This window comes from Dellaglioa sp. CoH-57-MRSF-17, from assembly GCF_056782015.1.
The window spans coordinates 1-357 of record NZ_JBXAXY010000085.1; the positions used below are offsets into that span (position 1 = coordinate 1).

Genomic DNA, 357 nt, shown 5'->3' on the forward strand with positions numbered 1-357 from the left:
GTGGCGGTTAAGACCAGCCTCAAGGCCAACCAGCTGCCGGATTCGCTGAAAGATGTGCGCGCCCAAGTCGAGCGTGACGTGCCGGTTGGTTTCAACTACCATCGTTCGCCTGTCAAGTTCTTCCACGATGGGAACGAGGCGCGTGCACTGGAGCGTCAGCGTGATGAGCTGTTCTCGCGCTTTTCGGGCCTGCGTATCATGGATCACGTTGGCAAATACGACGTGAAGCGCATGGAACAGCAGATGTGGACGCTGGGTGGGGGCAACCACTTCATCGAGCTGTGTCTGGATACGGAACAGGATGTATGGGTCATGCTCCATTCAGGCTCGCGTCATGTGGGCAAGACGATCGGTGAG

At 57.7% G+C, this 357-nt stretch carries 1 protein-coding gene; it reads left to right on the forward strand.

The genetic code is table 11. From position 1 onward, the window contains the following. On the forward strand, nt 1–357 hold a 357-nt coding region (locus AC1RPJ_RS07990), incomplete at both ends, for an RtcB family protein (protein ID WP_481762877.1).